The sequence below is a fragment of the Bacillus sp. FSL E2-8868 genome, from assembly GCF_038005505.1.
Lineage (GTDB): Bacteria > Bacillota > Bacilli > Bacillales > Bacillaceae_G > Bacillus_A > Bacillus_A mycoides.
In genome coordinates, this window is the sequence record NZ_JBBOTI010000001.1 from 220,419 (window position 1) to 240,894 (window position 20,476).

Sequence of the window (20,476 nt, forward strand, 5' to 3'; positions counted from 1 at the left end):
TTCGATTTTATAAACTAAAAAAAGAGGTGTCCGTATGATTTTAGGTATTAATCCGTACTTAGTTTTAGATGGTAGTGGGCAAGAAGCTGTACAGTTTTACAAAGAGGCGTTAGACGCAAAAGTAGAAGTAATGCAAACTTTTGGTGACATGCCTGAAAATCCGGAATACCCAATTCCAGCTGAAGCGAAAGAGCGCGTTTTACATGCTACTTTAAAAGTTGGTAATACGGACCTTATGATTTCTGATACATTCCCAGGTCAAGGGCATGCAATCGGATCTCAAGTAACAATCGCAATTCAAATTAATAATGCAGAAAAAGCGAAAGAAGTATTTGATAAGTTACAAGAAGGTGGAGAAGTTATTATGCCACTTCAAGAAACTTTCTGGAGCCCAGCATACGGACAACTAAAAGATAAATTTAACATTGAATGGCAAGTTACAACGAACCCTACTGAACAAAAATAATTTTTGGAAAAGCACCATTTTTAATCGAAATGGTGCTTTTTTTATACGCTCTAATTTCGTAGACTAAAGGAAAAGGGGGACGAGTATATGGGAGAAATTTGGTATGGCGGCACCATTTACACTATGCGAGAAGAGAATGAAAAAGTAGAAGCTATTTACGTTGAAAATGGCGTCATTGTTCATATGGGGAATAAAGAAGAGTTAGAAAACCGATATTCAGAAGTGAAGTTATATGACTTAAAAGGGAAAACGATGATTCCAGGACTCGTTGATAGCCATATGCATCTTATTGGGCATGGGGAGAGGTTGCTTCGTCTAGATCTATCAAATTGCAAATCTTATAGCGAAGTACTTACTCTTGTTCAGAAGCGCGTAGAAGAAGCGCCAAAAGGATCTTGGATTATCGGAGAAGGATGGAATGAAAATAATTTCACAGATACAAAACAAGTTCATGTACGTGATTTAGATGAAATCTCTAAAGAACATCCGATTTTATTAAAGCGTGTTTGTCGTCACGTGACATGGGTGAATTCATACATATTGCAAGAAGCGAACATAACAGAAGCGACGCAAGATCCAAAGGGCGGAAAAATTGGTCGTGACTCATTAAATAAATTAACAGGACTTTTATATGAGCAAGGACAAGAGTTAATTAAACATGTTCAGCCCGAAATAGATGGAGTGTATTTGCAAAGTGCTCTGCAAACAGCGATTTCAGACTGCTGGCAATACGGACTCGTTGGCGGGCATACGGAAGACTTAAATTATTATGGCGGCTTTCAAAAAACGTACAATGCGTTTTCAAACGTTATAAAAGAAATGCGGTTTAAAGCGCATTTACTCGTTCACCATGAAGTAGCGAATGAGCGAAACGAATATGAAAATGAGCATTATATTGAATTTGGAGCGATGAAAATTTTTTCTGACGGATCTTTTGGCGGAAGAACGGCTTTATTAAGTGAACCGTATGAAGATGCGAAGGAAACAAATGGAGTTGCCATTCTCTCACGTGAAGAGCTTGCAGGTTTAGTGAAAAAAGCACGGGATTTACATATGCCAGTTGCGATTCATACAATTGGTGATTTATCGCTTGAATATGTCATTGATGCGCTTGAATTACATCCACCAGCAGAAGGATTACGTGACCGTATTATTCATTGTCAGCTAGCTCGTGAAGAGTTGATTGAAAGAATGAAACACTTGCCAGCTATTATTGATATTCAACCAGTCTTTGTTTCATCGGATTTTCCATCAGTGATTGAAAAACTAGGAGAACGCCGTCTTCGTTATGCGTATGCTTGGAAGACATTGCTCGGCGCAGGGCTGCACTGCAATGGTGGATCTGATGCTCCAATTGAACAAGTGAATCCGTTTTTAGGTATATATAGTGCTGTTACACGTAGAAGTTTTATTGATGGTGTATGCTATATGCCAGAAGAAAGATTAACGGTGTATGAGGCTGTCTCTTTATTTACAACAGGAAGTGCCTATGCAATCGGAAAAGAAGCGAAGCGAGGAAAAATCGCAAAAGGATATGAGGCAGACTTTACGATATTAGACCGCAATATTTTTGAAATTGAGGCGGAAGAAATAAAAGAAGTACAGGCAGAAATGACCGTCGTTGATGGGAAGATTGTTTATAGAAAAGACGTGTGAAAATATATCAGCGATTATTGAAATATATCGACCATAACTTGAAATATATCAGCGATTATTAAAGTATATCGACTTACCGACAAAAGCTGACAATAATGGCGACTGCATAGTAAGAGATGGCTGCCCACACCAATCGGGGGAAATAAAAGACCGCAGAATTATGGAATCCCATAATTCTGCGGTTATTTTAATACTATAAAAATGTTCTCTGTACTTTTTCCCAGAAAGAGTTGTTTTTTAATTTAACAGTTTTAATTTGTTTATCGCTTAAACGAACAACGGCTTTTTCCACTTGTTTAATGCTAAGTGCTTCGTTATCCATTCCAATAACAGGATAATCATTTCCATCTGGTTTAAGTGTTAAAGTTAACGTACGCTCGTGATTTAAAAGGAACGGTGACCCGAGTGTACGGTATGTGTTGTTATTTAAAGATGCTAGTTCGCTTACTTGGAAACATGGGATAAGTGGATCGACAACTGCACCATGTAATGATTTATTGTAAGCGGTACTTCCTGTTGGTGTGGAGATAACTAATCCATCACCTCTAAAGGTTTCGAAATGTAAATTGTCGACGTGTACATCTACGACAAATGTTTTAATGATACTAGAGCGTAATGTGAATTCATTTAAACAATGGAAAGATGTACCGTGATCTACATCTACTTGAATTGTTGGATATTTTCGCACTTCAATTTCGTTTTTTGTAATTTCTTGAAGGGCTGTATCAACGTGATCGATGTGGAAATCGCAGTAGAAAGAAATTTCATCTTTCGTAGAAATACCTGCGTATAAGCAATCTTCTCTAAAGCCGGTTTTACGAACGGCTTGTAAGAAAGTCCCATCATCTCCAACGCTGACGATAGCGTTTGCATTTTTTGGATGATCTAATATGGTAAATCCATTCTCCTCTAAAATACGATATACTGGTTTCATTTTTTCAACGAGCGTTACTTTGTCATCACCATAAAAGAAAAATAAATTGCGACGATTTGCCATTATGTATCCCTCCACTGCAGTTAAATTTTCTAGTCTTAGTGCTACATATCGTCAGAGTATGTTTCTGGATGATATGTTCAAATAGTATATTTCGATATAAATTGTCAAAATTCCTTTTTATTTTTAGAAAAATTTTTATATTCAATTTTATCAAAGTCTGTTTAATGATGAATAAACTTGTCGATAATGGGTATGGAGTGAAAGGATGGTACGAATGAAGTGGCTCGTAATTGGAATGATAATTCTTCTACTTTTTATTTTGCTTATACTATTATCGAAAATATCGCTTAAGGTGACGTTTTTATATTCAGAAATGGAAAAACAATGTTTATTTCAAGTAAAAATATGGATGATTCGATATACGTTTGATGTATTGGAAAGAATTGAAAAACAGCAGAAGAAGACAGGACAAAAAATTAAAAAAGCTGAAGAGGACGGCGGAATAGATAATAAAATTATGGCACAACTCGATAGTATAGGGGAACTGATAAAAAAGCTTCAAGACGTTCATACTATTGTTAAAGATTTTCTCAAAAGAGTGAAAATCAATGGTTGGAAATGGCATACGCAAATTGGAGCAGGCGACGCGGCTAGTACTGGAATTGTCACTGGATATGCATGGGGGACAAAAGGAATGGCTGCTGGAGTTGTAGGACAATATATGCATATTGTCGACGTACCAGAATTTGAAATTACTCCTGTTTTTCAAGGAAAGGGATTTGCATCAAGATGCGAGTTAACAGCATCTTTTCGTATATTCCGTACTGTAAAAACAGCGATAAAATTACTCGTGTTTATGAGAAAGCAAAGATCTGGTATGACAGAAAAATCTGTTCAAGCATAGGGGGGATATAGAATGGACCATCCAATTCAAGGTTTAATGACAACCGCAATGCAGCATTTAAAACAAATGACTGATGTAAATACAATTGTTGGTGACCCAATTAAAGCGGCAGATGGAAGTGTAATTCTTACAGTTTCGAAAGTCAGTTTTGGATTTGCTGCTGGTGGAAGTGAATTTGGTAAAGTAGAACATTCAGGCCGTCATCCATTTGGCGGGGGAAGTGGTGGAGGAGTTTCTATTAATCCTGTTGCCTTTCTTGTTATAAATGGAGAAGGTGTGAAAGTATTACACTTAGATAAGCAAACACACGTCATCGATAAAATAATTGAATTAGCGCCACAAGCTGTTGATAAAGTGAAAGAAATGATGGATAAACGAAAAGAAGATGATCCTGAATTTCAAATTTAACGAATAAAGAAGCTGATCAGTGGATTAGCTTCTTTAATTTTTTTGTAAATAAAGCGATTTTATTTGCATTATCGATAGGGACAAACTATCATTTACATTGTACATATTTTGTTTAAAATAAGGGAGGATTTTTAAGTGGCAAATGTAACTTTTAAAGGTAACCCAATGACTTTAGTTGGAACAGAAGTTAAAGTTGGCGATCAAGCGCCTAACTTCCAAGTATTAGCAAATGACTTATCTCCAGTAAGTTTAGAAACATACAAAGGTGAAGTGAAATTAATTAGTGTTGTACCTTCAATCGACACAGGTGTATGTGATGCACAAACTCGTCGTTTTAACGAAGATGCAGCAGGTATTGAAAACGCGAAAGTATTAACAATTAGCGCTGATTTACCATTCGCTCAAAAACGCTGGTGTGCAGCAAACGGTTTAGAAAATGTTGTAACACTTTCTGATCACCGTGACCTTTCATTCGGTGAAGCTTATGGCTTAGTAATGAAAGAACTTCGTTTACTTGCTCGTGCAGTATTCGTAGTAGATAGCAATGACAAAGTAGTTTACGCAGAATACGTAGGCGAAGGTACAAGCCATCCAAACTATGAAGCAGCATTAGAAGCAGCTAAATCTGCGAAGTAATGTAAATGAAGACGACCTCTCATTAAAGTTTTACTTTAGAAGAGGTCGTCTTTTCTCATGTATTGTTAACTGAACCAATATATGAGAAAAGACGTTACATCATAAACAACTTGAAGGGGAGCTCTTTGCAAGAGGTCGCTTTTTCTTTTGGGAAAAATTTAGATTATGGTATGATATAAGTTATGTGTAAAAGAGAGAAGGAGGAATGTACGTGAGTCAGGCAGTAGAAACATTATTTTCTATTTTTGATTCTTCTACGGTAGTTTTACGTAAAGAATTAGATGTAACATATTTAGAGGCGCTTGTAGAAACAGGTGATAACTTGTTTGAAGGAGCGATTTTACAAGAGGAATTATCCGAATCAACAATTGAACGGTTGAATCGTGAATATAGTACGTTTAATGAAGAAACATATAAAGGGGAAGAAATTCGTAAAGCATTTCAGCTAGCCATTTTAAAAGGAATGAAAGAGGGCGTACAAGCGAATCACGAAATGACGCCAGATGCAGTTGGAATGTTCATGAGCTACTTATTCCATAAGTTTATGCAAGGTCAAAAAGAAATTACTGTTTTAGACCCTGCAATTGGAACTGGTAACTTAATGACTACATTGTTTAATAGCGCCAAAGAAGAACTAACAATGAGTGGATTTGGTGTAGAAGTGGATGAGGTGTTAATTAAACTTGCTTTAGTAAATGCAAATTTACAAAAGCATGCAATCGAATTCTTCCACCAAGATGGACTAGCACCACTTTATATTGATCCAGTTGATGCAGTCGTTTCAGATTTACCAATTGGTTATTATCCAAATGAAATTGTTGCAAGTGAATATACATTAAAAGCAAATGAAGGAATGTCATATGCACATCACTTATTTATTGAACAAAGTGTGAAACATACGAAAGAAGGCGGGTATTTATTCTTCTTAGTACCAAACTTCATTTTTGAAAGTGATCAAGCGCCAAAGCTACATGCATTCATTAAAGAGACATGTTTTATTCAAGGATTATTACAGCTTCCTGTTTCCATGTTTAAAAACGAGAAAAATGCAAAAAGTATATTTGTTCTCCAAAAGAAAGGCCAAGGTGTAACAATGCCGAAACAGGCACTACTAGTGGAATTACCTAAATTCTCTAACATGAAGGCTATGGAGAACATTATGGATCAATTGAATACTTGGTTTGCAACACATAAATAATACGATATATATGTAACAGGGTTAGTAATTAATGTAGTACAGTTTTATAGGATATGTAATGTTTTTTAATATATACAAGATTTAACTGAATTTTTTTGAAATCTGTAATATATTTTTTTTCTTGGTGTTACAATTTTTTCACTTGAAATATATGTCGGACGATGTTTAAATTAAAATCGTGAGTATAAAATTTACTAATGATGAAACGTTTTCATAATGAGTGAATTTAATTAGATAAAATCGAGCGGTTTGTGGAATGATCCACACAACTACCAAGAGAAAAAGGGGCGAAAGACTAGATGTCAAAAATCATCGCGATTAACGCAGGAAGCTCTTCGTTAAAGTTCCAATTATTTGAAATGCCAAGTGAAACAGTATTAACAAAAGGTTTAGTAGAACGTATCGGTTTAGAAGATAGTATCTTCACAATTACTGTAAATGGCGAAAAACAAAAAGAAATTACAAACATCCCAGATCATGCAGTAGCAGTTAACATGCTTCTTAAGAAATTAACTGAAAACGGAATCGTAAAATCTCTTGATGAGATTGGCGGTATCGGTCACCGTGTTGTACACGGCGGCGAAAAATTTGCTGATTCTGTTTTAATTGATGCTGAAGTATTAGCTGATATCGAAGAATTAAGCGATTTAGCACCACTTCACAACCCAGCAAACCTTGTTGGTATTAAAGCATTCCAAGAAGTACTACCAAACGTACCAGCAGTAGCAGTATTCGATACAGCATTCCACCAAACAATGCCGGAATCTGCATTCCTATACAGCTTACCATATGAGTACTATGAGAAATTTGGCATCCGTAAATACGGTTTCCACGGAACTTCTCATAAATATGTAACTGAGCGTGCGGCTGAATTATTAGGTCGTCCAATTGAAAGCTTAAGCCTACTTTCTTGTCACTTAGGTAACGGTGCAAGTATCGCAGCAGTAGAAGGCGGTAAGTCTATCGATACTTCTATGGGCTTCACTCCACTTGCTGGTGTAACAATGGGTACACGTTCTGGTAACATTGACCCTGCGTTAATTCCATACATCATGGAAAAAACAGGCCAAACTGTAGAAGAAGTAGTTAGCGTATTAAACAAGAAGAGTGGTATGTTAGGTCTTACTGGTTACTCTAGTGACCTACGTGACATCATTGCGAAAGAAGAAGAAGGCGACCACCGTGCGAAAGTAGCACTTGACGTGTTCGTGAGCCGTATCCATAAATACATCGGTTCTTACACAGCTCGTATGAAAGGCGTTGACGCTATCATCTTTACAGCTGGTGTAGGTGAAAACAGTGCAATTATTCGTGAGCGCGTATTAGAAGGCCTTGAGTATATGGGCGTATACTTCGACGTAAAACGCAATAACGTATTCGGTGAAGAAGCATTCATCAGCTTCCCACACTCTCCAGTAAAAATTATCGTAATTCCAACTGACGAAGAAGTTATGATTGCTCGTGACGTATTACGTCTTGGAGATATTGGTTAATATACTATATAAAAAAAAGACGAGATCCTATAGGATTTCGTCTTTTTTCTTTTGGATATAGTTTAAAATTCCATCTGGATATAGCACTTTTTCCTTCTGAATGAAAGCTGTAATGGGAATCCATTTCGCATACGATACGGTTTGCTCATCTTGTATATTCATTTTTTCCATTTCATATAGTGACATGTCTAATAAGCGTAAAGAATATAGCTGAATGATTTCATGACCAATTTCTCCATCTAGATGAAAGATGTTTTCTAAGCAGCCTAAATAATTAGTGATTTCCACTTCTGTGTGAAGCTCTTCTTGAAATTCGCGAATAACAGTATGTGCTGATTTTTCACCAAGTTCAATTGATCCGCCAAGAGGTCGGTAATATGTTTCATCGCCTGTATGATATTCTTGTACGAGAAGGCGACCGTGATGTATAGCAATGCCAAAAGCTTTTGCACGTGGATACATATATAATTACTCCTTATTTATTTTGTATAAGGATGATTATAAGGCAGGGTGTGATAAAAGGTGACGTGTATTTAAGCGTTTGGCCGAATTGTGATGCCATTAAATAAGTCATTCCAAAATGCTTCATTGTACTGGTATATATCCATCACTGGGCATTTTATAACACAAATATTTTGTAATCCCCAATCTTCTTGGGCGATAGTTGGTACATCTTCAGGAATGAGTAATAGGACAGAGAATGTATGTTTAACTATTTGAGATAAAATTTGTTCCAAGGAACGTGCTTCTTCGTATGTTCCTCCCGTTCGAATAAACAATGTGGATTCTGCCGTTTCGATTGTAGTTAGAAAACGATTAATTCGATGCTCATAGTTTAACTTAATTTCTGTATAAGAAGGCCAGGATTTTGGTGTGTTTACATCTGTTTTAAAGTCGTGACAGGAGTCGATTTCATATAGGTTGTCACGGAGTCTTAATTTCGCATCATCATCCCAAAATGAGATGAAGGATAAGTTTTCGAACTGTAAAAAACGGTCAAATCGATTTTGTAATAATAAATTCACTTTTTCTAATGAAGGGCTTAGCATAAAATCGATAACACCAAAAAATGGTGATAATTCGAATTGATATAAAGCCCAAGCAGGCCAGCAGTTTTGTCCTAAGCTGAATACTGCATTATATTCTTTTTTTATATTGGATAGATTCATGTGATTCATCTCATCCTTTTTGCTAATATTTTATGTCACTAAAAAATGGTATGTGAATAAAGATAGACAAGCATATTTGCAAAGAACAAGCGGAAATATGTTACAATAGAAAAAAATCGAACGAGGTGGTTGTTGCGATGCGATCGAAGCGAGAACAAGCCATTTTAGACAATATAAAAGAATGGGAATCGCAATTAGTTGAGCAAGAAGCGACCGATTTTCAAAAAATGTTTGATAAATGGGTACATACTACAATTGCGAAATTGCCTGAGAAAAAACGAAAAGATTTCTTTACGAAAGCAGATGGATGGCTCTTTCATTTGCATGCACTTATTCAAAGTTCACAATCACAGTTAGATGCACGTAATCGCATTTTAGGAACATCGAGATTATTTGATGAATCAATTGAGCAACTTGAAGATTTGAAGGCGTTATCTATTGATCAATTAACATACATAGCAGAGCAGCAAACAGCAAGACATCGCCTATATTCATTCGTACAAGGCGGAGCAACGGGTGCTGGGGGGTTATTATTATTAACAGCTGATTTTCCGGTTATGATTGCGTTAAATGTGAAGGCTGTCCAACTTGTTGCGACATCATTTGGGCATGATGTGAACAAGCCGTATGAAATGATGCTTGCGTTAAAGGTATTCCATGCAGCATTATTGCCGGCGAGACTTCAGCAATATGCATGGTACAATTTACTGAGAGAACTCGAACAAGAGGATTCATTCTTCTATGAAGGAGACGAAGCAGTATTAAAGCCAGCTTCTACTGAGGTTGTGTTAAAACAAATTTTGAAGACGTTTTCGATTTATGCTCTTCGTCGTAAAGTATTCCAAGGCATTCCTGTACTCGGAATGGCGATTGGCTCTACAGTGAACTATCGCTTAACGAGGAATGTTACTGAATTTGCAAATAAGTTTTATCAAGTACGCTACATATTAGAAAAAGAAAAGAGAGCATGAAAAAAGCGAGAGGCCGAAGCCTTTCGCTTTTTAGTTTGTCGCATGTTTTTTGGATATTGGAATAGAAACGGGTTGCTTTGCTGCTTTCTTTTCTGTTTTTGGATAGTAAATTAAATCCAATGTTTTTGCCTGTACGGCAATCGAAAGAATAGTAAAAGCAATTTCTGTCCAATTTAAATAATATAATGAAAGCGCAAGAACAATCGCGTCAAAGACGAAGAAAATTTGCCCAATTGTAAACCGAGTTCGTTTACTTAATATAATTGTTAAAATATCGTCTCCACCGGTTGCACCGCCAAATCGCAATATAAAACCGAGTCCAATACCAGCTAACGCACCGCCAACTACTGCAGCTACAAATAAATTATTTGATAAATCTACCGTAAAAGGAGAATAATTTTCCATAAGGGAATAAAATACTCCGAATGAAAGTGAACCTAAGAATGAATAGCCAACCATTTTTCTACCTAAAAATGAAGCACATAGTAAAATAATAGGGATATCCATTACTACAGTTGAAATAGATGGTGAAATATCATAAAAATTTTGGATGAATAGTGCAATACCTACAAAGCCACCTTCTGTTAAGTGGTTTTGGAAGTGAATGTGATATAGCGCTGCTGCTAATATAAATGAACCGATTAAAACCATAAAAACTTCTTTAATAATTTGTCGACTTTGGATGTTCCTCATCGTTATTCCTTCTTTCCGTAGTTAGTAGTCCTTTTGGTGTTGTAAACTAACTACGAGCTCACATGTAGCTTTCAGTTAGTTTACGAAAAAAACTAACTACGCTATATGTCGCTGAAGAAATAACGAATAATCCTCTCGTCCATCAATTCTCCCTACCTTCGTTTTAGTTTAAGTCTTAAAGCGACTAAACAAAACGTGGAGTAGGATTCTTCATTTAGCAATCCTGCTCTTCTTTGTTTTGTTTAGCTAGTAACAATTAAGTCCTAAACAAAACGCTATGTGTAAGAAGAGTCTTTTTTTTGCCAAATTATCCTTCGGGCAATCATAATTTCCCCACTCTCGTATTTTTTTCGCTAGACTAAAGTATCTGAGCTGAAAAATACGCTACGTGTATGATTCGTCAATACGATGCCACATGCTCCTTCGAGCGATCATGATATCAAAATCCCTTCCTTCAAGATTTATATTATTATATCATACTTTCAAAAAATACATGCGGATGGAAACCGACAATAACCGAAGAGAATCTACAAAAAATGTTATGTTTAAATATTTTTGTAGGAAAGCCTAAGTTATTTCGTAGAACTGGACAACTTTTAGAAGTTTGTCCAATAAGTAAGAAAAGAAGGGTTTTTATTCAATTGTATTGTTCTCATCACTTTTATCTTTAAAAAATGCATCCCAGCTAATGATACTTAAAAAAGTTAAAGCGATAATAATGAAAGCTCGCATAAGTTTGAGACCTCCTTTTGTACATAGTATATGAATAATTTGTTTCGGAATGTGTCATTTTTTTACAAGCTCTAACTATTATGAGAGTATATTAATATAGATAGATGAGGGGGAGAATGGAGATATGCTAAAAGACATGTTTAAAAGAAAAGAATTAAAATGTTTTTCATGTCAGAAAAAGATTCAATATGAAGAAGAGCTAGTTGCTTTTGTAAAGTTGCCAAAAGAAAGAAGTATATTAGTTGGTCCGTTTGATGTGTGTTTGGCGAAAACAGCACAAGAAATATATTGTAAATCGTGTTACGACAAAAAAGCATGACCCGAATTAATTGAGGGGCATGCTTTTTTCATTGGTGTGCTTTTCCCTCAGATACGTTTTGGGTTAGACGATACCAAAGCCAAAGATCGTTAATAATTGAAGCAAGATCGGCAATTTCTGAATTTAGCCTGCAAGAAATTTCGAAGTCTTCTTCGTTATTTAAGTGGTGTTGTTTAGCGTTAATATGGTGCTCAAGTTCCTTTATGCGATCAGGTATTTTTCCGCGAACTTGCTCCCATTTTAATAAAATAGAATGCTGCGCTTGTTCAGAGATGTCTTCCCATTTTTTTTGTATGTTCGGTACTTCAATTCCTAGATGTTCATTGTATATAAAATACTTTTTCATAGACACCCCTCCATTTTCCTTCCTCTATTTTACATAAAAAAAGAAAGAAGTTCGACGAAATTGTTTGAAAAAATTTTATAAATTCCCCTTGATTCATTTTATGAAAGGTGATAAAGTTTGGATTATTATAAGAAAAGATGAATATTTATTCTTTAGGGGGATGCAAAATGGAGAAGAAAAAAGTTGTATTAGCATATTCCGGAGGTCTTGATACTTCCGTTGCAATTAAATGGTTACAAGAGAAGAATTATGATATTATCGCGCTTTGCTTAGATCTAGGGGAAGGTAAAGACTTAGCGTTTGTAAAAGAAAAAGCACTTTCAGTAGGTGCAATTAAATCATATATGATTGATGTTCAAGAAGAATATGCGAATGAATATGCATTGATAGCGATGCAAGCTCACACGTTATACGAAGGGAAATATCCTCTTGTCTCTGCATTATCTCGTCCGCTTATTGCAAAAAAATTAGTAGAAATTGCAGAGCAGGAAGGCGCAAGTGCAGTTGCACATGGATGTACAGGGAAAGGGAATGACCAAGTTCGTTTTGAAGTTTCTATTCAAGCGTTGAATCCATATTTAGAAGTTATTGCGCCTGTACGTGAATGGAAATGGTCACGTGAAGAAGAGATTGCATATGCAAAAGAAAATGATATACCGATTCCAATTAATTTAGATAGCCCGTTTTCAATCGATCAAAACTTATGGGGACGCAGCAACGAATGTGGAATTTTAGAAGATCCATGGGCAGCGCCGCCAGAAGAAGCATACGAGATGACATTAGCATTAGAAGATACACCGAATAAACCAGAGTTTGTAGAAATCGGATTTGAAGCAGGAGTACCGACGACTTTAAACGGCACTGCATATTCACTTTCAGAACTAATTAAAACGTTAAATGCACTTGCTGGCAAACATGGCGTGGGACGTATCGACCATGTAGAAAATCGCCTTGTCGGTATTAAATCTCGTGAAGTATATGAATGCCCAGCAGCAATGACATTAATAACAGCGCATAAAGAACTTGAAGATTTAACACTTGTGAAAGAGGTCGCTCATTTCAAACCGATGATTGAGCAAAAACTAACAGAATTAATTTATAACGGTTTATGGTTCTCACCTTTAAAACAAGCGCTCAATGCTTTCTTACAAGAAACGCAAAAAAATGTAACAGGTACAGTACGTGTGAAATTATTTAAAGGTCATGCGATTGTAGAAGGGCGTAAATCTGAGTATTCTTTATACGATGAAAAATTAGCAACGTATACTGCCCAGGATGAATTTAATCATGATGCAGCAGTTGGATTCATTTCATTATTCGGTTTACCTACGAAAGTATACAGTCAAGTGAATCAAAAGAAGGTGGAAGCGTGAGCAAACTTTGGGGCGGACGTTTTACAGAAGAAGCGGAAGCGTGGGTAGAAGAATTCGGAGCTTCTATTTCCTTTGATAAGCAATTGGTTAGCCAAGATATAAAAGGGAGTATCGCACACGTAACGATGCTAGCAAAGCAAGGCATCGTTACGAAAGAAGAAGCTGAGAAAATAAAGATAGGGCTTCAATATTTACTAGAGGAAGCGAAACAAAATAAATTGAATTTCTCAGTCGAGGCTGAGGACATTCATTTAAATATTGAAAAAATGTTAATTGAAAGAATCGGTGAAGTAGGAGGGAAACTTCATACAGGCCGAAGCCGTAACGATCAAGTAGCGACAGATATGCATTTGTATTTAAAAGAAAAAGTAGAAGATATTATAAAAGCTACAAAACAATTGCAAACTGTTCTTGTTCATCAAGCGGAAAATAACATTGAAACAATTATGCCCGGCTATACGCACTTGCAACGTGCACAGCCGATTTCATTTGCGCATCATATTCTTGCTTACTTTTGGATGTTAGAGCGCGATGTGAATCGTTATGAAGATTCGTTAAAGCGTATTAACATTTCACCATTAGGAGCAGGAGCACTAGCTGGTACAACATTCCCGATTGACCGAGAATATAGTGCGGAGCTTCTTGGATTTAATGGAATCTATGAAAATAGTTTAGATGCGGTAAGTGATCGTGATTTCATACTGGAGTTTTTAAGTAACTCATCTATGCTTATGATGCACTTATCACGCTTTTGCGAAGAACTTATTTTATGGAGTAGTCAAGAATTTCAATTTATTGAAATGAGCGATCAATACGCAACAGGAAGCAGTATTATGCCGCAGAAGAAAAATCCGGATATGGCGGAACTTATTCGTGGTAAAACTGGCAGAGTATACGGTAATTTATTCAGTTTACTTACAGTAATGAAAGGATTGCCGCTTGCTTACAATAAAGACTTACAAGAAGATAAAGAAGGAATGTTTGATACAGTGAAAACAGTAGAAGGATGCCTTCATATTATGGCAGGCATGCTTGAAACGATGACTGTAAACAAAGAAAAAATGGGGCAAGCTGTGACGCAAGACTTCTCTAACGCAACAGAAATTGCCGACTATTTAGCAAGCAAGGGACTGCCGTTCCGTCAAGCTCATGAAATTGTCGGGAAACTAGTTCTTCATTGTACGCAAAAAGGGATCTATTTATTAGATGTACCACTTGAAACGTATAAAGAAATGAGTCCTTTATTTGAAGAAGATTTATATGAAGTTCTTTCACCTTATGCAGCTGTAAAGCGTCGTAACAGTGCTGGTGGAACAGGGTTTGAACAAATTGAAAAAGCTTTGGAGAAGGCGAAGGGGTTAGCCATAGAGTTTGTTGGAATTTGAATGATGTATGATATAGAGGGTAAGGTGCTTTTTTAGAAAGTACCTTACCTTTTTGTATTTAGACTTTTAGGTGCGTATCTATCATTTCATAATTATTCTTCATAATCATAAAATGATGTTTCTCATGAATCGCTAATAGTTGGATAGATTGAATAAGGTTAGGATAGTGAGCAATTGGATCTAAAAATACGATATGTCCTGCGATATTTTCTTCTATATTTTGAACTAGTTTTTTTATTTCATCTGTTTCACGTGAAAGTAATTCTTCTAATTCTATTGCACTCATAGAATAATAGATTTTTTTTGAAGGGATTAAAATCCAAGGAGCTTTCATTCCTTTGCCGTGTTTTTCTTTATATTCGGCATAAATGTCATGTATTTCAGTTGCAAATGGGGTGTTTTTTCTTAGCTTGGCATAAGGGATAAGAGTGAAAGAGAATTTAATCGCTACTTTTAGCATCCTTGCAATTAAATATAAGTGATAAAAGTGTTCACCAATAGACCATTTTCCGTCCTCTTTCCTGTACCATAGTTGTTCTTGTGAAAGTGAATGAAGCTCAGGAAGGAACTCGTTTCTTTGCGCATGTAATGTGTGAAAATGTTTTGAGATATTTTCAGATTTCATAGTAGAGCATCCTCCATGCCTGTTTTTTCCTAATTATAACATTTTTCATATGGATTTAATTAAGCCTAGAACAATATGTTCTAGGCTTAAAGTTTCATCGATTAATCATACTTGTGTCGATCTTCCGTAATTCGAATGTATTCAATATCCATTAAATCTCGAAGCAATGCACCGTGACTTAGTTCAACACCATGTTTTTCTTTAAAATGCTCGCGAATCGTATTTAACATTTCGAGTTCTGTACCGTTCACATCTAAAATAATACGTTCATAATCATCCATGTAGCATCCTCCTTTTCTAAACACATATATTTTGTCCGTCTATTTCTAAAAAATGTATGTTAACCTAATGTTAGGAAATGAGAAAGGAATGGAAGATGAGACGTATTTATTTTGTAGGGTTAATTTTGTACACGCTAATTGTATTACACGTTGCATTCCCAGAAGTATTTTCATTTGAGAATGTAACAACAATGCATATAGCAATCTTTATCTTTACCTTATTTGTAGTAGATTGCTGTATTTCTGTATGGCTTTCTAGAAAAAAGAAAGTACAAGAAGTAAAAGATAAAAAAGAAATAGAACGGAAAAAGAGAAAACGTTCATTTTGGATGACAACGTATTGTTTTTCTTTAGTGATTGCTGCTGCATTTTTTAGTGAGCATATTCCACTAGAAAGATTGGATATTGAATTTTGGGCAATCGTATTTGCATGTTATTTTTTTATGCATTTTCTTCCTTATATGAAAGAAAGGCGAGGAGAAGAGGAAGATCCGATTGAAGAAGAAGTGAGAGAACAAGAGAGTAAGAGAATAGAAGAAGACATAAAGAAACTTGGCGAACAAAAGTGGTATTTAAAATCAAAAATTATATATGTTCTTTGCTTCATTACGCCGCCAATCGGTTATGTGTATGTTTTCTTACTTCGTAAAAAAATGACAGAAGATGCAAAGCAAACGTACTTAATTGTTGCGACGATAATGATGGCGCTATGGTCTTTGAAATTCCTTCCGCCGTATGTGTTGGCAGGTACCGTTGTTGTTGTAGCTTGTCTTGTATTTATAGTGAAGTTTGTGAAATGAAAAACACCAAGCCTATGTGGACTTGGTGTTTTATTTATAAATTAAAGATCACCTTGCTCCTCGTCACCACGAACAACAAGGACATCGCATTTCGCATAGCGAATAATATGTTCAGAGACGCTACCAATTAGGAAACGTTCTACAGCATTTAAACCAGTTGCACCACACATAATTAAATCCACTTTATGGTTTGGAGCGATTTCTTTTGAAATTTTAGATTTAGGATTACCAAATTCTAATACAGTTTCCACTTTTTCAAGACCAGCTTCAAGCGCAGTTTTTTTGTAGTCTTCTAATAAGTCTTCTGCAAATAGATTTGCACGTTCAGCAATTGCGCGGCTATAAGCCTCTACTGCTGAGTATGCTTTTACATCAACGATATGAGCAATTGTTAATGTTGCGTTGTTTCGTTTTGCAACTTGAATTGCTTTTTTAAAGGCTTTTTCTGCTTCTTTAGAACCGTCCACCGCAATTAAAATATTTGTATATGTATTATTCATAGTAAATTCCTCCCAATCATTTTTATTACCGTTTACAACTTTATTATAAAACAAATTTTGGTAATGTGCTTGTCGGAAACGTTACAGAATTTTGAAAACTTTGCCTTAATTCATTTTAGTTGTAATTGAAGCGAGAACTTGTTACATATGGAGTATAGCAATTTAAAAGGAGGCATGTTTGTGAGACACGCGCTCATTACAGCCGGTACGAAAGGTTTAGGAAAGCAAGTAACAGAAAAGTTATTGGCTAAAGGATATTCAGTAACAGTAACATACCATAGCGATACAAGTGCTATGGAAACAATGAAAGAAACATATAAAAATATGGAAGAACGTCTACAGTTCGTGCAAGCTGATGTCACGAAAAAGGAAGATTTACATAAAATAGTAGAAGAAGCGATGAGCCGTTTTGGCAAAATTGACTTCTTAATTAATAATGCTGGTCCTTACGTATTTGAAAGGAAAAAATTAGTCGATTACGAAGAAGACGAATGGAATGAAATGATCCAGGGTAATTTAACAGCGGTGTTTCATTTATTAAAACTTGTCGTACCGATTATGAGAAACCAGCAATTTGGCCGTATTATTAACTATGGATTTCAAGGGGCAGATAGCGCGCCTGGATGGATTTATCGTTCAGCCTTTGCAGCTGCGAAAGTCGGACTTGTTTCTTTAACGAAAACAGTCGCATACGAAGAAGCTGAATACGGTATTACTGCGAATATGGTATGTCCTGGTGATATAATTGGTGAAATGAAAGAGGCAACGATTGAAGAAGCACGAAATCTGAAAGGTAGTAACACACCAATTGGTAGATCTGGAACAGGGGAAGATATCGCAAGAACCATTTCGTTTTTATGTGAGGACGATTCTGATATGATTACTGGCACGATTATTGAAGTAACAGGCGCTGTTGATGTTATTCATAGACATCGATAGAATTAAATAAAGTGAAGTTTCGAATAATTGGACAGTTTATCCTTTATACTGAGAGGTACGGATAATACTGTCCTTTCATGTAAGATTAAATCTATCGGAAAACTTGTATTATTTTTTGTCAAATATTGAGATATTATGTTAGAATATAAGAGTATAGAAAGCGCTTTAAAAAAATGATTCAGGGGTCATTTCATAACTCAAGGGGGAACTAATAATGCGTATCGGTATTCCAACAGAAATTAAAAACAATGAAAACCGCGTGGCAATGACGCCAGCGGGAGCTGTACATTTAGTACAAAATGGTCATGAAGTTTTTGTTCAAAAAGGATCAGGTGTAGGATCAGGCTTTACAGATGAAGAATACGTACAAGCTGGTGCGAAACTTGTTGAAACTGCTGAAGAAGCATGGAATCAAGATATGGTTATGAAGGTAAAAGAGCCAGTTGAAAGTGAATACGGTTATTTCCGCGAAGGTTTAATTTTATTCACATACTTACACTTAGCTCCAGAGCCAGAATTAACGAAAGCATTAATTGATAACAAAGTGGTATCAATTGCATACGAAACAGTACAATTAGACAATCGTTCTTTACCATTACTTGCACCTATGAGTGAAGTAGCTGGTCGTATGTCTGCGCAAATCGGTGCACAGTTCCTTGAGAAAAACAAAGGTGGTAAAGGTATTTTACTTGCAGGTGTTCCAGGGGTGAAACGCGGTAAAGTAACAATTATCGGCGGTGGTCAAGCTGGTACAAACGCAGCGAAAATTGCAGTAGGTTTAGGTGCAGATGTAACAATCATCGACTTAAGTGCAGAACGTCTTCGTCAATTAGATGACATTTTCGGAAACCAAGTGAAAACGTTAATGTCTAACCCGTATAACATTGCAGAAGCTGTAAGAGAATCTGACCTTGTAATCGGTGCAGTATTAATCCCAGGTGCAAAAGCGCCAAAACTTGTAACAGAAGAAATGATTCAATCAATGGAACCAGGTTCTGTCGTTGTAGATATCGCGATTGACCAAGGTGGTATTTTCGAAACAACTGACCGTATTACAACTCACGACAACCCAACTTATGAGAAACATGGTGTTGTTCATTATGCAGTTGCAAATATGCCAGGTGCGGTTCCACGTACATCAACTCTTGCATTAACAAACGTAACAGTACCATATGCAGTACAAATTGCTAACAAAGGCTACAAAGAAGCTTGCCTAGGCAACACTGCATTATTAAAAGGTATTAACACATTAGATGGCTACGTAACATTCGAAGCAGTTGCGGAAGCGCACAGCTTACAATATGCAGATGCAAAAGAGCTTCTTGAAAAAGCTCCTGCTTTATCATAATAGAAATACATGTAAGCCCCTCCTTTTGTAAGGAGGGGCTTTTTATTTAGGCTAATTGTCTAGTTTCTTTACAATTCTTAATCCGAACATCATTGTAAAGAAAAGAATACCAAACAAATAATACAAGGCATACTCAACTCGTATCATCGAATTTTTGTCAGTGATATATAAAATAAATAGTATCGCAGAACCGATTAAATGAGAGAGGCCGAAAATTTGCGCCATAAGTTTTAAACTCATCTTCTCGATTCTTTCATCCATCTCAGGTAATGGATATTTCTCGGAATCGTGCTTCTTTTTCTTAAAGAATATTCGTTTCACTATGAATAGTATTAAGGCTAAGAGTATGTATACGCCAGTGAATAGAAGGACAGAACTAATCTTTTCTTCATCATTACTATTGAAATAAAGAAAAGTTGAACCTAACAATAAAATGGTAAGATGCGAAATGAACTCTTGATTAAAAGTATTTTTCATTCTTTTTCCTCCCCGGTTTTATCTAATTGAAATAAATCTTCTACTTTACAGTTGAAAAACTCACATAATTTCAATGCTAATTCTAAACTCGGGTTGTATTTATTCTTCTCGATAGCGATGAGGGATTGTCTAGTGATTTGAACAGAGGAAGCTAATTGCTCTTGGGTGATGTCTCTAACGACGCGGAATTGTTTTACTTTATTTTTAATCAAATATACAAAGTCTCCTTTTTGTAAATTTGTTACATTTATAATATCCATTTTTAGGTAAAAAGTAAATGAAACTTTACGAGAAATATTGCTTGTTATGATGTTGTTTTTTGTGATAATTTGGAATTAAATGAAAAATGAAAGTCGATAGAGGAGATTCAATGGGGAGTAAAAATAGGAAGAAAAAGCAAGCTAAAAGACAAAAGTATATAAAGAAAAAACAGGAACAGAACATACCTCTTTCAAAAAAAGTAGTCATTATGATAGAAAAAACATTTCGGTATATTTGTATGTTCTTGTATGTGATTTTTTGCGTGTTTTTATGTGGGATGGTTAAAAATTTTGGGATAACCCCTAATGTTATTGAAGGTATTTTTGGCGTTACACTTGTTATGGTAGAAGGATTCTTATTCTTTATATTATTTGATAAAGTGTGGCCTAGTCATGAAAGTAAAAAAGATAGAAAAAGAAGAAAAAAATCTTCATCCGATTCAAGCTCATCAAGCGGATTTGGTGATTACAGTAGCAACGATTGTAGCAGTTCAAGTGATGGTGGAGGAGATTGCGGAGGTGGTGGAGACTAAATTAGTTTTTCAGAAGAACGACTAATG

General features: G+C 35.8%; 25 protein-coding genes. 15 read left to right on the top strand and 10 right to left on the bottom strand.

The genetic code is table 11. The annotated features are described in order from the left end of the window. Nucleotides 1–34: 34 nt before the first annotated feature. Nucleotides 35–466 carry a VOC family protein gene (locus NSS74_RS01260; RefSeq protein ID WP_002034332.1) on the top strand — a complete coding sequence of 144 codons (432 nt, stop codon included), beginning with the start codon at nucleotides 35–37 and terminating at the stop codon, nucleotides 464–466. Between the two features lie 87 nt (nucleotides 467–553). Further along, the gene (locus tag NSS74_RS01265) at nucleotides 554–2,122 is read left to right on the top strand and encodes an amidohydrolase (protein WP_340813133.1); all 1,569 of its coding nucleotides are present in this window, start codon (nucleotides 554–556) and stop codon (nucleotides 2,120–2,122) included. A gap of 193 nt (nucleotides 2,123–2,315) precedes the next feature. Here the strand turns inward: NSS74_RS01265 and NSS74_RS01270 are convergent, their stop codons facing one another. Continuing rightward, nucleotides 2,316–3,119, bottom strand: coding sequence for an NAD kinase (locus NSS74_RS01270; RefSeq protein WP_012261821.1), 804 nt, complete (start codon nucleotides 3,117–3,119; stop codon nucleotides 2,316–2,318). 205 nt (nucleotides 3,120–3,324) lie between these two features. On the opposite strand from NSS74_RS01270, the gene NSS74_RS01275 reads away from it, so the two are divergent. From NSS74_RS01275 to ackA, 5 genes are all read left to right on the top strand, one after another. Then, nucleotides 3,325–3,963: a DUF2953 domain-containing protein gene (locus NSS74_RS01275; RefSeq protein ID WP_016102961.1), complete on the top strand. Its 639-nt coding sequence runs from the start codon at nucleotides 3,325–3,327 to the stop codon at nucleotides 3,961–3,963. A 12-nt stretch (nucleotides 3,964–3,975) separates the two neighbouring features. Continuing rightward, nucleotides 3,976–4,371, top strand: coding sequence for a GerW family sporulation protein (gene ytfJ, locus NSS74_RS01280; RefSeq protein ID WP_000350005.1), 396 nt, complete (start codon nucleotides 3,976–3,978; stop codon nucleotides 4,369–4,371). Nucleotides 4,372–4,506: 135 nt separating this feature from the next. Beyond that, complete coding sequence (gene tpx, locus NSS74_RS01285; RefSeq protein ID WP_002015549.1) at nucleotides 4,507–5,007, top strand: thiol peroxidase; 501 nt, start codon at nucleotides 4,507–4,509, stop codon at nucleotides 5,005–5,007. Between the two features lie 211 nt (nucleotides 5,008–5,218). Then, complete coding sequence (locus NSS74_RS01290) at nucleotides 5,219–6,205, top strand: class I SAM-dependent methyltransferase (protein WP_002015548.1); 987 nt, start codon at nucleotides 5,219–5,221, stop codon at nucleotides 6,203–6,205. Between the two features lie 299 nt (nucleotides 6,206–6,504). Further along, nucleotides 6,505–7,698 (top strand): acetate kinase, encoded by a 1,194-nt coding sequence (gene ackA / locus NSS74_RS01295; protein ID WP_002015546.1) that lies wholly within the window; start codon nucleotides 6,505–6,507, stop codon nucleotides 7,696–7,698. Nucleotides 7,699–7,725: 27 nt separating this feature from the next. On the opposite strand, the gene NSS74_RS01300 is transcribed toward ackA, so the two are convergent. Both NSS74_RS01300 and NSS74_RS01305 read right to left on the bottom strand, forming a co-directional pair. After that, nucleotides 7,726–8,160: an NUDIX hydrolase gene (locus tag NSS74_RS01300; RefSeq protein WP_002143378.1), complete on the bottom strand. Its 435-nt coding sequence runs from the start codon at nucleotides 8,158–8,160 to the stop codon at nucleotides 7,726–7,728. Nucleotides 8,161–8,231: 71 nt separating this feature from the next. Beyond that, complete coding sequence (locus NSS74_RS01305; RefSeq protein WP_040963124.1) at nucleotides 8,232–8,867, bottom strand: DUF1796 family putative cysteine peptidase; 636 nt, start codon at nucleotides 8,865–8,867, stop codon at nucleotides 8,232–8,234. A 137-nt stretch (nucleotides 8,868–9,004) separates the two neighbouring features. Here NSS74_RS01305 and NSS74_RS01310 point away from each other — a divergent pair, with 137 nt between their 5' ends. Continuing rightward, complete coding sequence (locus NSS74_RS01310; RefSeq protein ID WP_012261818.1) at nucleotides 9,005–9,838, top strand: EcsC family protein; 834 nt, start codon at nucleotides 9,005–9,007, stop codon at nucleotides 9,836–9,838. Nucleotides 9,839–9,868: 30 nt separating this feature from the next. Here the strand turns inward: NSS74_RS01310 and NSS74_RS01315 are convergent, their stop codons facing one another. Beyond that, nucleotides 9,869–10,531 carry a YitT family protein gene (locus NSS74_RS01315; protein WP_002015542.1) on the bottom strand — a complete coding sequence of 221 codons (663 nt, stop codon included), beginning with the start codon at nucleotides 10,529–10,531 and terminating at the stop codon, nucleotides 9,869–9,871. Between the two features lie 856 nt (nucleotides 10,532–11,387). Between NSS74_RS01315 and NSS74_RS01320 the strand changes: the two genes are divergently transcribed. Further along, complete coding sequence (locus NSS74_RS01320) at nucleotides 11,388–11,582, top strand: hypothetical protein (protein WP_012261817.1); 195 nt, start codon at nucleotides 11,388–11,390, stop codon at nucleotides 11,580–11,582. A 28-nt stretch (nucleotides 11,583–11,610) separates the two neighbouring features. Here NSS74_RS01320 and NSS74_RS01325 read toward each other — a convergent pair whose 3' ends face one another. Further along, nucleotides 11,611–11,928, bottom strand: coding sequence for a hypothetical protein (locus NSS74_RS01325; RefSeq protein WP_002034320.1), 318 nt, complete (start codon nucleotides 11,926–11,928; stop codon nucleotides 11,611–11,613). Nucleotides 11,929–12,095: 167 nt separating this feature from the next. On the opposite strand from NSS74_RS01325, the gene NSS74_RS01330 reads away from it, so the two are divergent. Next, nucleotides 12,096–13,301, top strand: coding sequence for an argininosuccinate synthase (locus NSS74_RS01330; RefSeq protein ID WP_002129394.1), 1,206 nt, complete (start codon nucleotides 12,096–12,098; stop codon nucleotides 13,299–13,301). Beyond that, nucleotides 13,298–14,686 (top strand): argininosuccinate lyase, encoded by a 1,389-nt coding sequence (gene argH, locus NSS74_RS01335; protein WP_340813137.1) that lies wholly within the window; start codon nucleotides 13,298–13,300, stop codon nucleotides 14,684–14,686. The genes NSS74_RS01330 and argH overlap by 4 nt, the downstream gene beginning before the upstream one ends. 58 nt (nucleotides 14,687–14,744) lie before the next feature. On the opposite strand, the gene NSS74_RS01340 is transcribed toward argH, so the two are convergent. Further along, nucleotides 14,745–15,311: a DinB family protein gene (locus NSS74_RS01340; protein WP_002143373.1), complete on the bottom strand. Its 567-nt coding sequence runs from the start codon at nucleotides 15,309–15,311 to the stop codon at nucleotides 14,745–14,747. A gap of 101 nt (nucleotides 15,312–15,412) precedes the next feature. Beyond that, nucleotides 15,413–15,592, bottom strand: a complete 180-nt coding sequence (locus NSS74_RS01345; RefSeq protein ID WP_002034316.1) for a hypothetical protein — start codon at nucleotides 15,590–15,592, stop codon at nucleotides 15,413–15,415. 95 nt (nucleotides 15,593–15,687) lie between these two features. Between NSS74_RS01345 and NSS74_RS01350 the strand changes: the two genes are divergently transcribed. Beyond that, on the top strand, nucleotides 15,688–16,392 hold the full coding sequence (locus NSS74_RS01350; RefSeq protein WP_002143372.1) for a hypothetical protein: 705 nt from the start codon (nucleotides 15,688–15,690) through the stop codon (nucleotides 16,390–16,392). Nucleotides 16,393–16,433: 41 nt separating this feature from the next. Here the strand turns inward: NSS74_RS01350 and NSS74_RS01355 are convergent, their stop codons facing one another. After that, a complete protein-coding gene (locus NSS74_RS01355; RefSeq protein ID WP_001066676.1) occupies nucleotides 16,434–16,892 on the bottom strand; it encodes a universal stress protein in 459 nt (152 codons plus the stop codon). A 147-nt stretch (nucleotides 16,893–17,039) separates the two neighbouring features. On the opposite strand from NSS74_RS01355, the gene NSS74_RS01360 reads away from it, so the two are divergent. Next, nucleotides 17,040–17,831: an SDR family oxidoreductase gene (locus NSS74_RS01360; RefSeq protein ID WP_002034312.1), complete on the top strand. Its 792-nt coding sequence runs from the start codon at nucleotides 17,040–17,042 to the stop codon at nucleotides 17,829–17,831. A 214-nt stretch (nucleotides 17,832–18,045) separates the two neighbouring features. Then, on the top strand, nucleotides 18,046–19,179 hold the full coding sequence (gene ald, locus NSS74_RS01365; protein WP_002015529.1) for an alanine dehydrogenase: 1,134 nt from the start codon (nucleotides 18,046–18,048) through the stop codon (nucleotides 19,177–19,179). 51 nt (nucleotides 19,180–19,230) lie between these two features. Here the strand turns inward: ald and NSS74_RS01370 are convergent, their stop codons facing one another. Together NSS74_RS01370 and NSS74_RS01375 are read right to left on the bottom strand one after the other, a co-directional pair. Then, a complete protein-coding gene (locus NSS74_RS01370) occupies nucleotides 19,231–19,656 on the bottom strand; it encodes a hypothetical protein (protein WP_012261815.1) in 426 nt (141 codons plus the stop codon). Then, entirely contained in the window at nucleotides 19,653–19,916 is a 264-nt protein-coding gene (locus NSS74_RS01375; protein ID WP_002003636.1) for a helix-turn-helix transcriptional regulator, read from the bottom strand. Before NSS74_RS01375 ends, NSS74_RS01370 begins: the two co-directional genes overlap by 4 nt. A 110-nt stretch (nucleotides 19,917–20,026) precedes the next feature. Here NSS74_RS01375 and NSS74_RS01380 point away from each other — a divergent pair, with 110 nt between their 5' ends. Continuing rightward, on the top strand, nucleotides 20,027–20,449 hold the full coding sequence (locus tag NSS74_RS01380) for a hypothetical protein (RefSeq protein WP_002088964.1): 423 nt from the start codon (nucleotides 20,027–20,029) through the stop codon (nucleotides 20,447–20,449). Nucleotides 20,450–20,476: the final 27 nt, after the last annotated feature.

Excerpts from the sequence above, each read along its gene's own strand:
- NSS74_RS01260 (WP_002034332.1), top strand. The coding sequence starts at position 35 with ATGATTTTAGGTATTAATCCGTACTTAGTTTTAGATGGTAGTGGGCAA.
- NSS74_RS01265 (WP_340813133.1), top strand. The coding sequence starts at position 554 with ATGGGAGAAATTTGGTATGGCGGCACCATTTACACTATGCGAGAAGAG.
- NSS74_RS01270 (WP_012261821.1), bottom strand. The coding sequence starts at position 3,119 with ATGGCAAATCGTCGCAATTTATTTTTCTTTTATGGTGATGACAAAGTA.
- NSS74_RS01275 (WP_016102961.1), top strand. The coding sequence starts at position 3,325 with ATGGTACGAATGAAGTGGCTCGTAATTGGAATGATAATTCTTCTACTT.
- ytfJ (WP_000350005.1), top strand. The coding sequence starts at position 3,976 with ATGGACCATCCAATTCAAGGTTTAATGACAACCGCAATGCAGCATTTA.
- ackA (WP_002015546.1), top strand. The coding sequence starts at position 6,505 with ATGTCAAAAATCATCGCGATTAACGCAGGAAGCTCTTCGTTAAAGTTC.
- NSS74_RS01300 (WP_002143378.1), bottom strand. The coding sequence starts at position 8,160 with ATGTATCCACGTGCAAAAGCTTTTGGCATTGCTATACATCACGGTCGC.
- NSS74_RS01305 (WP_040963124.1), bottom strand. The coding sequence starts at position 8,867 with ATGAATCTATCCAATATAAAAAAAGAATATAATGCAGTATTCAGCTTA.
- NSS74_RS01310 (WP_012261818.1), top strand. The coding sequence starts at position 9,005 with ATGCGATCGAAGCGAGAACAAGCCATTTTAGACAATATAAAAGAATGG.
- NSS74_RS01315 (WP_002015542.1), bottom strand. The coding sequence starts at position 10,531 with ATGAGGAACATCCAAAGTCGACAAATTATTAAAGAAGTTTTTATGGTT.
- NSS74_RS01320 (WP_012261817.1), top strand. The coding sequence starts at position 11,388 with ATGCTAAAAGACATGTTTAAAAGAAAAGAATTAAAATGTTTTTCATGT.
- NSS74_RS01325 (WP_002034320.1), bottom strand. The coding sequence starts at position 11,928 with ATGAAAAAGTATTTTATATACAATGAACATCTAGGAATTGAAGTACCG.
- NSS74_RS01330 (WP_002129394.1), top strand. The coding sequence starts at position 12,096 with ATGGAGAAGAAAAAAGTTGTATTAGCATATTCCGGAGGTCTTGATACT.
- NSS74_RS01340 (WP_002143373.1), bottom strand. The coding sequence starts at position 15,311 with ATGAAATCTGAAAATATCTCAAAACATTTTCACACATTACATGCGCAA.
- NSS74_RS01345 (WP_002034316.1), bottom strand. The coding sequence starts at position 15,592 with ATGGATGATTATGAACGTATTATTTTAGATGTGAACGGTACAGAACTC.
- NSS74_RS01350 (WP_002143372.1), top strand. The coding sequence starts at position 15,688 with ATGAGACGTATTTATTTTGTAGGGTTAATTTTGTACACGCTAATTGTA.
- NSS74_RS01355 (WP_001066676.1), bottom strand. The coding sequence starts at position 16,892 with ATGAATAATACATATACAAATATTTTAATTGCGGTGGACGGTTCTAAA.
- NSS74_RS01360 (WP_002034312.1), top strand. The coding sequence starts at position 17,040 with ATGGAGTATAGCAATTTAAAAGGAGGCATGTTTGTGAGACACGCGCTC.
- ald (WP_002015529.1), top strand. The coding sequence starts at position 18,046 with ATGCGTATCGGTATTCCAACAGAAATTAAAAACAATGAAAACCGCGTG.
- NSS74_RS01370 (WP_012261815.1), bottom strand. The coding sequence starts at position 19,656 with ATGAAAAATACTTTTAATCAAGAGTTCATTTCGCATCTTACCATTTTA.
- NSS74_RS01375 (WP_002003636.1), bottom strand. The coding sequence starts at position 19,916 with ATGGATATTATAAATGTAACAAATTTACAAAAAGGAGACTTTGTATAT.
- NSS74_RS01380 (WP_002088964.1), top strand. The coding sequence starts at position 20,027 with ATGGGGAGTAAAAATAGGAAGAAAAAGCAAGCTAAAAGACAAAAGTAT.